The organism is Streptomyces sp. NPDC058665 (assembly GCF_042714995.1).
In the GTDB taxonomy this organism is placed as follows: Bacteria; Actinomycetota; Actinomycetes; order Streptomycetales; family Streptomycetaceae; genus Streptomyces.
In genome coordinates, this window is the sequence record NZ_JBHXRX010000039.1 from 68,895 (window position 1) to 79,045 (window position 10,151).

At 66.0% G+C, this 10,151-nt stretch carries 4 protein-coding genes and 4 pseudogenes; 3 read left to right on the forward strand and 5 right to left on the reverse strand.

Translation table 11 applies throughout. The features are described from left to right. The first annotated feature begins 135 nt into the window (after positions 1 to 135). The gene (locus tag ACFWV8_RS24665) at positions 136 to 1,662 is read left to right on the forward strand and encodes a 3' terminal RNA ribose 2'-O-methyltransferase Hen1 (RefSeq protein ID WP_384207070.1); all 1,527 of its coding nucleotides are present in this window, start codon (positions 136 to 138) and stop codon (positions 1,660 to 1,662) included. 584 nt (positions 1,663 to 2,246) lie between these two features. Here the strand turns inward: ACFWV8_RS24665 and ACFWV8_RS24670 are convergent. Together ACFWV8_RS24670 and ACFWV8_RS24675 are read right to left on the reverse strand one after the other, a co-directional pair. Continuing rightward, positions 2,247 to 3,100, reverse strand: a pseudogene (locus ACFWV8_RS24670) (IS630 family transposase); the annotation flags it as partial. 162 nt (positions 3,101 to 3,262) lie between these two features. Continuing rightward, positions 3,263 to 3,577: pseudogene (locus tag ACFWV8_RS24675) on the reverse strand (transposase family protein); the annotation flags it as partial. A 356-nt stretch (positions 3,578 to 3,933) separates the two neighbouring features. Here ACFWV8_RS24675 and ACFWV8_RS24680 point away from each other — a divergent pair. Next, positions 3,934 to 4,131 (forward strand): annotated as a pseudogene (locus ACFWV8_RS24680) (hypothetical protein); the annotation flags it as partial. A 323-nt stretch (positions 4,132 to 4,454) separates the two neighbouring features. On the opposite strand, the gene ACFWV8_RS24685 reads toward ACFWV8_RS24680, so the two are convergent. Continuing rightward, a complete protein-coding gene (locus tag ACFWV8_RS24685; protein WP_384207076.1) occupies positions 4,455 to 5,759 on the reverse strand; it encodes a condensation domain-containing protein in 1,305 nt (434 codons plus the stop codon). A 104-nt stretch (positions 5,760 to 5,863) separates the two neighbouring features. Between ACFWV8_RS24685 and ACFWV8_RS24690 the strand changes: the two are divergent. Then, positions 5,864 to 6,647 (forward strand): annotated as a pseudogene (locus ACFWV8_RS24690) (IS5 family transposase). Between the two features lie 163 nt (positions 6,648 to 6,810). Here ACFWV8_RS24690 and ACFWV8_RS24695 read toward each other — a convergent pair. Together ACFWV8_RS24695 and ACFWV8_RS24700 are read right to left on the reverse strand one after the other, a co-directional pair. Then, positions 6,811 to 8,133: an MFS transporter gene (locus ACFWV8_RS24695; protein WP_384207083.1), complete on the reverse strand. Its 1,323-nt coding sequence runs from the start codon at positions 8,131 to 8,133 to the stop codon at positions 6,811 to 6,813. A gap of 1,775 nt (positions 8,134 to 9,908) precedes the next feature. Further along, the coding region (locus ACFWV8_RS24700) for a transposase (RefSeq protein ID WP_384207090.1) at positions 9,909 to 10,151 on the reverse strand (243 nt) is incomplete at its 5' end.

A 10,151-nucleotide genomic window follows, 5' to 3' on the forward strand; every position in this document is an offset into this window, starting at 1 on the left:
TGGCGGCGGAGTCGCCCGGCCGGCCTTGCCTGCAAATCGATAGCAATCATCGACCAATCCGCACCAGCCCCCGCGCGACGTCGGCTGCCGTAAATCGCTACCGGCACCCGCCCGTTCACACACATACTCGGTCAGGTGTTCCTAACGATCAGTACTACCGGCAGCCCGGAACGTCCCGCCACCGACCTGGGGTTTTTGCTTCACAAGCATCCCGGCAAGGCGCAGACGTTCTCGACCTCGCACGGCATCGCGCATGTCCTCTATCCCGAGGCGTCCGTCGAGCGGTGTACGGCCGCGTTGCTGCTGGAGGTTGATCCGGTGGCGCTCGTCCGGCGGGGCAAGGGGAAGGGGCGCGGGGGTGCGCCCGACGCGGCTCTCGCGCAGTATGTCAACGACCGTCCGTACGCCGCGTCTTCGCTGCTCGCCGTCGCGCTGAGCACCGTCTTCAAGAGCGCCCTGCGCGGCGTGTGCAAAGCGCTGCCCGAGCGCGCCGCCGAGCCCCTGCCCCTGCGGATCGAGGTGCCCGCCGTGCCCGCGCGGGGCGGTGCCGAGCTGGTCGGCAGTCTCTTCGGCCCGCTGGGGTGGACCACGGTCGACGTGACGCCCGTGGCGTTGGACGAGACGTTTCCCGCGTGGGGCGACTCGCGCTACGTACAGCTCGTACTGGAAGGGGAGCTGCGACTCGCAGACGCCCTGCGGCAGTTGTACGTGCTCCTGCCCGTGCTCGATGACGCCAAGCACTACTGGGTCGCCCCCGACGAGGTCGACAAACTCCTGCGGGCCGGTGACGGCTGGCTGGCCGATCACCCGGAGCGGCAGCTCATCACCAGCCGCTATCTGTCCCGTCGTTGGGGTCTGACCAGAGAGGCCAACGAACGGCTCGAACTCGTCCGCCTCGCCGAGGCCGACGACCTCACCGTCGAGGCGATCGACAACGCCGTCGAGGACCCGGCCCCGGACGAGGAGACCGAGAAGGCCGAGAAGACCGTCTCACTCGCCGTGCAGCGCCGCGACGCGATCCTCACCGCCCTCCGCGACTCGGGCGCCGGCAGCGTCCTCGACCTCGGCTGCGGCCAGGGGCAGCTCGTACAGGCGCTGTTGAAGGACACGCTCTTCACCAAGGTGGTGGGCGTCGACGTGTCCGTGCGCGCGCTCACCGTCGCCGCCCGCCGGCTCAAGGTGGAGCGGATGAGCGAGCGCCAGGCCGAGCGCGTCACGCTGATGCAGGGCTCGCTCACGTACACGGACAAGCGGCTCAAGGGTTACGACGCCGCCGTGCTCAGCGAGGTGATCGAGCACGTGGACCTGCCGAGGCTGCCCGCGCTGGAGTACGCCGTGTTCGGTACGGCCAGGCCCGCGACCGTCGTCGTGACCACGCCGAACGTCGAGTACAACGTCCGCTGGGAGACCCTGCCCGCCGGGCACACCCGCCACCGGGACCACCGCTTCGAGTGGACGCGCGAGGAGTTCCGCGGCTGGGCGGACACGGTGGCGTCGCGCCACGGGTACGCCGTGCGTTACGTGCCGGTGGGGCCCGACGACCCCGAGGTGGGACCCCCGACAAATGATTCGGGACAGTCTTTGGCTGTTTTCGCTCTCAATGATCCATCCCGAAAGCATACATACGTATCCAGTAGTGCGAAGAGTCCCCAACCGATCTGAATCGGTTGGGGACTCTCTACTTCACGGGCCGGGGAACCTCCTGGATCAGGTGGCCTCGGCTCCTCTGTACGCCTGCCGGGAATGCGTCCAGGAGCTGCTGGCTATTGCACGACCACCAGATGGAGCGGATGGACACCTGGCCCCGAATCGTCCAGCTTCCCAGAGCCCCTCGCGGTGCATCACGGGAGCAGTCGAACGGCGGGCGGAGATCAGGGCGCTGCCAGCGGGGAGTAGTCCGCCACCATGAGCAGCAGCTCTTTGCGGACCAAGCAGGGTTGTTGGCGTGCCTTGGATGGCGTGCGTTCCGGGGTGTCCAGGGACAGTGGGGTGAGGGGTATCGGGCGCCGAAAATGCGCCCCCCTTTTTCGCGTCTACCTTCATGTTTCATCTGATGCGGGCGATCGGTTGGCTGCTGGGGCCCGTCGTAAAACCGGCCTGCTTGGGCATTTTCGCTGACAGCGCTGATGGCACCCGGCACTCTGTAGTGGGTGAGACGACACGCGGGACTTGTGCACCGGTGGGCCCGTCCGGGGCTACTCGCCCTTTTGGCGTTGGTGTCATTATTGATCAGAAACTCATTGAGTTCACTCGTTGAGGATGTAGCTGACGTGCGGGGCTTGGAAGTAGCCGGTGATGATGTGGGGCTGGCGTTGTCGGCGGTGGAAGAACCTGCGTGTTTCCGCGGCGAGTTCGGCCTGGTTCCTGGCCCGGTGGATGTGGGGCAGGCTGCGTTTGAGGTCGGCGTTGACGAGCTCGTCCGGGTTCAGCTCGGGTGAGTACGAGGGCAGGAAGTGCAGCTCGATCTCGCTCTCGTGGTCAGCGAGCCAGGCCCGGACGGCCTTCGAGCGGTGGGCGGAGTGCCGGTCGACGACCAGGTGGATCTTCCGGTCGAAGTGCCCGACGATCCGGGCGAGGAAGCGGCACATGACCTTCGCGTCGAACGACTCGGTGAAGACCATGAAATGCATCCGGCCGCGGGTGCTGATCGCGGACATCGCGTTCACGGGGAACCGGTTCCCAGTTCGGCGGACGATCGGGGTCTGTCCCGTGGCGCCCCAGGTGCGGCCGGTGACCTGGTTGGAGCGGATCCCGACCTGGTCGCCGAAGAGGATGCCACCGTTCTCCGCCTTCGCCCTGGCCCTGATCGCCGGCCATGTCTCCTCGCGCCAGACACGGACCGCTTCCGAGTCCTGCTCCGCCCGCTTGTCCGGACGCTGGAAGGTCAGCCCCCAGCGCTTGAGGTACTTGCCCACCCCGGGCTCGGTGAACCGGACCCCGCACAGCTTGAAGATCAGCTCACCTATCTGCCCCCGCGTCCACAACTGACCAGAAAGCCCCAGGCCGGAGGGGATGTGATCGAGGACAGCCTGCCGGACTCGGACAGAAGCTGATGCTCACCCACGCGACGGCCTCGCGGACGGGACAGCAGTGCGTCCCGGATCTTCCGGCCCTTCGCCCTGGCCGCGCCACGCAGGCTCTTGCCGTCCACGGCCAGGCCACGGAGCCCGGTGCTCCCGGTCGCCTTCGGTCTGCGGTCCGTGAGCCAGCTGCCGACCGCTCGGTCCAGGGCGTCGCCGTCGAGGCGGGCCATCAGCCGGCGGACCGTTGTCTCAGCGGGCAGGACCCGCCTGGGCAGCAGCGGATCAGGGCGGGCGCCGACCTCTTCCAGCACATGCGCCGGAGCGTCGGCGATCCACTCGCTGACCGCCAGCAGTGAGGTCGCCCCGGCCGGCACCGCACCCGCGGTGAGTGCGAGGACGACGCTCAGGCGGTGGCGCACCCCGCGTGGATCACACGGGTCCGGTACCTCGGCCAACCGCTTCAGAAGGTTCGGGACCTCCCCGGATACAACCTCGGGGTGCTCGCGGAGTTGGTCACGGGCAGGAGGGATCAGCGATGATGCGTCGGCAGGCACGGTCTTCCACTCGGATCACGGGGCGTAGAGAGCTCCATGATCTTGGAAGCCGTGCCTGTCACATTCCGGGCCCCCGTCACTGACCTGACGGACTACCACGAACCGGGCGTCATACGACTACGCCGACGCCCTGCACTCTCGTCGGCGTGCTCGCCGGGCTTACGTCGCTCCTATGTCTTTTCCTGTTGCGTTGATCTTGACGATCCAGTCTCTTGCGGATTGGCGTTCACCTCGAACCGGGAAGTGGGCTGGAGCGTACTGGCCGCCCTTGTCGCTGCCCGTCTGGTGACGCGTTAACAGCGGCTCACACAATGAGGTAGATCATTCCTGGTAGCCGTGTCTGGCGGACGAGTTGAATTGGGCGGGTCGTGGGCACTTCGCCGTGGATCGTGTCGGATGACTTGTGGGAGCGGATCGAGCCGCTGCTGCCGAAGAAAGAGCGGGGGTTCCGGTATCCGGGACGCAGGCTGTTTCCGGACCGCGAGGTGTTGTGGGGGAATCTGTTCGTGCTGCCCCCAGCTCCTGCGGCAGGTGCTCCCACTGGATTTCCGTGGCGGGTGGGCGTTTGGGTGCTGGCGGCTGCCGCTCACGCCTTCTACCGTGCTCCCGCCGTCCGGGCCCCCGTCCGCGGTCGCGACAGCCAACTTGCCGACCTCCAGCGTCTGGCAGCCGGCCGGGACGGCGGACTCGTCGTGGTCTGCGGAACAGGCGGGCTGCGCTCGGGGAACGGCTCGCCGGACTCCCCCTCGCCCTGGGCATCGCGGGCCCGCGCCAACCCCACCGTCCGTTACCGCACCCTCACCGCCTACCAGCACGCCCTTGCCACCGAGACCGTCACTGCGGCCGAACTCGACGCCGCCCTCGCTGACTTATGCGGTCATATATACCGCCCTCCGAGGACTTGTCGCACGTAGTGGTAAGTTCGATCAGCGAGTCGTTCAATAGCTTCTGGGTCATAGCGCTTTGCGCTGTACAGCCACGAAGTCCGGAGCCTGCCGCCGATCAAGTCGGCGTGCACCTTCAGCCCGTGCGACTGGAAATGGTCGGGCGTAAGCGATACGGGAATGTGGTTCTTCGCCCACGCGAAAGGCGGTGCAATAAGTCGGCTCAGGTCCAGGGCATTCCCTCGAAAATTGAACCGCATCTCCGGGCGAGGGAAACCCGCGAGCCTTGCGCGGACGGCAGGATCGTCGTGCAGGTAGCGAAGTGCGCCCCAGCTCGTCTCTCGCGCTTGGGTGTCTCGGATTTGCGTGACGGTCCCATCCGTTGGACCACCCGAATCCGGGATCTCCAGCACATAGGGTGCGAAGGATCCGATCCAACCCACCGTTTGCAGCACCTTCTGTTCCGGCTGGACAGCTACCCGCCCATGCCGGAGAACCTCGATACCCACGGTGGCGGTGTCTGAGTATTCCGCGAGTGCATGGGCCACGGCAGTGAGTAAAGTCTCCTCACTCGTCCAGCCGGCGTGGCTGCGAAAACGGGAGAAGTGCTCGGATGTCGATTCATCCAGCCATGTGTCGAACTTCTGGAAGTGCCGTACGTGCAGGCTTCCCGCCGGATTCCCAGCGGAGAGCTGGGATACCTCGCTCCAGGGTCGGGAAACCCACCACTTTAAGTCGCTCGAACCGGAATTATTTATCTTCTCATGCAAAGAGTCGACGTAATTGCCGTGATCGGTGGCGAGAGATGAGGAAGTCGCCGAGCCGCCACCCGCCAGAGTGCGACAAATAATTTGAAACTCGCGGAGCAGAATTCGGAAGGCCATAGCATCGGCAGCCATATGATGAACAATCAGAAGCAGATACTTCATTCCGTTCGCCGCCTCGAAGTGAACCGCGCGGCACATCGGGCCGTTTGTGATGCTCAGGCTTTTCTGGGCGTCATCACATTTTGATGCCAGTTCAGCCTGCAGCGCAGTTTCCGAACCTTCGGAAAGATGGATTAAATCCAGCGGAAAAGCGTGTTCCGGCTCAACCGGCACGACGCTCTCGCTATCAAAAGGATACCGTCGCCGCAGCACCTGGTGTCGTTCCACGAGGATCTGCAGGCTGCGCCTGATGATATTAACGGGGACTTCGCGCTGCACGGTGAGCAGCATCGAAATATTGTAGTGGTCAGGACGCGAGGGATGGTCCTCCAGGAACCGTTGCTGAATGGGATGCATTAGGGCGCTCGCCATTACCTCTCCTTTTGTAACCCGCACCGAAGCCGACGGCGAGTTTAGAAGTCATCTCATTTGGCGGGTTGGGTAGACTGTCGGGCGTGGGGATTGTTGAGCGGTTGATGCCGGATGAGTTATGGCTGTTGTTCCAGCGGGTGGTGCCGGAGGCGCCGTTGCGGCCTCAAGGTGGCGGCCGGCGCCGGCACGGTGACAGGAAAGTGCTCGCTGCGATCGTGTTCGTGGCCACGTCAGGCTGCACGTGGCAGCAACTGCCCACCGCCTCGTTCGGACCGTCAGGAGCCACGGCCGACCGGCGTTCTCCGAGTGGAGCAAGGCACGGGTGTGGGCCGGGCTCCACCGCCTGGTGCTCGACGAGCTCGGTGCTCGAGGTGAGCTGGACTGGTCGCGCTGTGCGATCGACTCGGTGAACATGAGGGCCCTGAAAAGGGGGACTTGACAGGTCCGAATCCTGTCGATCGAGGCAAGTTCGGTTCGAAGATCCACTTGATCACAGAGCGAACCGGTCTGCCCCTGTCCATCGGAATCTCAGGGGCCAATCTGCACGACAGTCGGGCCCTGGAGCCTCTTGTCCGCGGCATACCGCCCATCCGCTCGCGCCGCGGCCGCCGACGGCGCAAGCCCGGAAAGCTCCACGCGGACAAGGGCTACGACTACGCCCACCTGCGGAGATGGTTACGTGGCCGCGGCATCAAGCACCGCATCGCCCGCCGTGGAATCGAGTCTTCACAGCGTCTGGGCCGACACCGCTGAACCGTCGAACGCACCATGGCCTGGCTCGCCGGCTGTCGACGTCTCCACCGCCGCTACGAACGCAAGGCCGAGCACTTCCTTGCCTTCACCAGCATCGCCTGCACCCTCATCTGCTACCGCCGACTCACCAAATGAGATGACTTCTTAGTCCAGAGGCGGGGAAGGGGTGCCGTCGATGCGCGCGATGTGGTGAGCGCCGTGCACGCCGACGACGGCCCGCCTCAGGAAGCCACCGACGGCGGAGTGCACGGAGGGGGAGTTAAGCGTTTCCCGTCTCGTGCCGTAGGCCGTCAGGCCCTCACGTCTTGGCAGGGACGGTCACGGCTTCGGGTTCGGCTCCGGCTTCGGGGCGGGCGGGGTCCGCTCTGCGGAGTCCGTGGATGAAGTCGGGCAGGAGCGCCAAGCAGGTGCAGCTCAGCACGGCCACTCCGAGTACGACGGCCGCAGCCCACCACACGCTGCCGGTGACGGCCGCAATCCGGTCGGCGGTGATCGGGGCCAGCGCGCCACCGATCAGGCCGCCCGCGTTGGTCGTGAAGGCAAGTGCGCTGAAACGGACTTCGGACGGGTAGATGTCGGCCAGGTAGGCCGCCTGCGGGGCCGCGTGCATGGCGAACAGAATCATGGCGACGCTGAAGCCGACGACGATCCACACCGGCTGCTCACTGCGCACCAGCATCAGCAGCGGGAACATCCACACCCCGCACAGCAGGGCGCCGAAGATCACCAGTCCCCGGCGCCCCACCCGGTCCGAGAGCCAGCACCAGGCCAGGTTCGCCACTGCCTGCAGCAGCGCCGCGATCGTGGTGGCGGCGAGTACGGTGCTGCGCGGGACGCCGAGATCGGTCCCGTGCGCGACCACGAAGGTCTGCACCGTGTAGTAGAAGACGTTGCCGAAGACCATCGCGCCCACCATGAGGAGCGTGGGCCGCGGTGCGCGGCGGACGATCGTCCACAGTGGAACCCGCGAGGGCTGCCCCGCCGACTTGTAGATGGGGGTCTCCGGAACACTCAGGCGTACCCAGAGACCGAAGAGGACCAATACCGCGCTGGCCAGGAACGGCACCCGCCAGCCCCAGCTCATGAACTGCTCGTCGCTCAGCGAACTGCTCAGGGCGAAGAAGGTGCCGTTCGCCAGCAGAATGCCGATCGCCGAACCGGTGCCGGTGAAGCCCGAGAAGAGCCCACTGCGGCCTGCGGGGGCGTGCTCGATCGCCAGCAGCGACGATCCCGCGTTCTCCCCGGCGACAGCGAGCCCCTGTACCATCCGCAGGACGACCAGCAGGATCGGAGCCAGGGACCATGTGCTGTGTCCGGGCAACAGACCGATGAGCGTCGTCGCCGTCCCCATCATCACCAGGGAGAGCAGCAGCATCGGACGTCTGCCGTAGCGGTCGCCGAAGTGGCCGAAGATCAGCGCCCCGAAGGGCCGGGCGAGGAAGGCCACTCCGGTGGAAGCGAGGGACAGCAGCATCGCCGTCGCGGGCAAGAAGTCCGGGAACATCAGATCGGGAAACACCAGGACGGCGGCCACGGTGTAACTGAAGAATTCGAAGTACTCCAGCGTTGTGCCGACCAGGCTCGCCACGGCGACGCGGTTGGCTTGCACCCTGTCCGTCATCCCTGCCCCCTCACGCACAGGCGAGTCAGGGGACGCGCGCCTTCGGCGGTTCGGATGCTTCCACGAGGGTCGCCGGGGCGTGCGGCACCTCGTGGATCTGCGGCACCAAGACCATGGTCTCGCGCCCGATGAGGTCTTCCGTCATGTTCTCCGTGCCCAGCGAGGGCCTGCTCGAAATCGACCAGCGTGATGAAAAGGAAGAGTTCGTTCACATGGCTCGCGAGCCGGTCGGTGGATGGGAGGCCGAAGGTGGAGCACTTCTCTGTCCTCCCGCAGGCGACACCCTTGGCGGTGCGTGGGCCCGACACGCCGTCGAGCGATGCGCGGCAGAGTTCTACCCTGACCGGGCCGCCGCCACCGACCACGACGTGGTCGACCGAGTCCAGCGCGACATTGCGAGACGGCGCGGCCTCCCGTCCACGAGTGGCCCGTGGGCCCACCACCGGGTCCACCCGTAAGACGGCGGGGTTCCACGAGGTGTTCTCCTCGAACTGGTCGGCCCCCAGCTCACGGTGTCGCAGGTCCTCGTACACAACGCTCCTTTGTTACGAAAGATTCCGATGTACAGGCAGTGCGTCAAAGGCTCACGAGCAGTCGAGCGGGTCGTGCTTCAGGAAGCCGAACGCTGGGGGTCGGCCTGCGAATAGGACGACCCCCAGGCGGGTTACCGGAAGGTCCGCACCGCACTGGTCAAAGCCATTTCCAGGAGGCGTGCAAGCTTCCCGGCGAATTCAGTCGTATGGACGTTTCCACGTGCGACAGTTCAGCCCGCGATGCTCCGCCCATACAGGAGGAGCACCCGCTCGGCTCGCCAGTGGCCTCCTTCTGGGAGTTGTTTTGGTGTTGGCCGTTTTACGCGGGGCCTTCGCCGGAGGCCGTGGTGTGGTGGGGGAGGCTGGGGAGTGTTCGCCGGTTGCCGGCCGTGTCGGCTTGGCGTTCCTGCGGCCGGTCGGGGCAAGCGCTCCCGAGAAGATGACGGTGGCGAAGCTGGTTCGTGTGGTTCCGCGCATGAGTCTTCCCATTTCGGTTCTGGGCCTGGTTCCCGCGCCGTCAATGCTGTCAGCGTGGGTTCCCGATCCAGTCCCGCCTCGTTACCCGCGTCCTGAGGGGGCGTCACCGCGCACACACCGTGCCTTGTGGTGAGCGGGAACGAAACCGGAGGGGAACGGGAAGCCACGCGGGCACCATCGACGGCGCGGGAATCCGGTCCGGAACCGATGGTCGGCACCGGTCGTGCGAAGAGAATGTGCGATGGAACGCGTCGCCTGTCGGGCGGCGATCGGTTCCCAGTCCCACTCATTCACGAGTGGCGATCTCGCCGGCCGCTACCTTCGGTGCTCCTGTGGCGGGCCGTTTTCTCTCCGGTCCGGAGCGCTGGTGAAGGCACCTGGAGTCGTGACATGACAGCCGAATCGGCAGCTCTCATTATCAGTGACGTTTCGACAAGGCACTCGCCGCCGTCGCGGCAATTGAGGATCCCGTTACCCGTGAGCGAGCCGCCCGGGAGCTGCAAACGGCCCTGACCGAAGCGATCGCTGAGCCTCAGGGCCGAACCAGAGCTGTCCGGCAACAGGCCATACTCGAACTACGTGAGACCTTAACCTCGATCGTTCATGAGTCCTCGTCGGTTCGCTGACGGGGACTCCGCGTTTGTGTGGTGCGGTCTTTTCGGGGTTGGGGCAGGGCGAGGGTCCGGCTCTCGCGTCGGATGGGCGCCGGGTTCCACTTCACCGGTGTGTGGTGGTGCGGGTCGTCGGGACGGTCGATGTGGCTGGTCAGCCGGGGTTCGGCAGGGCGTGGAGCCTGACGATCGCGTGGCTGACGACGGCGGTCCAGAGCCATCGGGTGGGCAGGCGGAGCCAGCGGCGGCGGCCGGTGTTCACGAGCTGCGCGGGGGCGGAGAACAGCCGAAGCCGGAGCTTCTTGGGCTCCCAGCGGCGGGTCTTGCCGGTCAGGGCGAGCATCGGCATCCAGGCGAGGAGGTCGAGTGCGAGGGAGACGATCTCCAGCCAGATCCG

Bases quoted from the DNA above. Each gene is read 5' to 3' on its own strand.
- ACFWV8_RS24685 (WP_384207076.1), bottom strand. From the start codon at position 5,759: ATGGCGAGCGCCCTAATGCATCCCATTCAGCAACGGTTCCTGGAGGAC.
- ACFWV8_RS24695 (WP_384207083.1), bottom strand. From the start codon at position 8,133: ATGACGGACAGGGTGCAAGCCAACCGCGTCGCCGTGGCGAGCCTGGTC.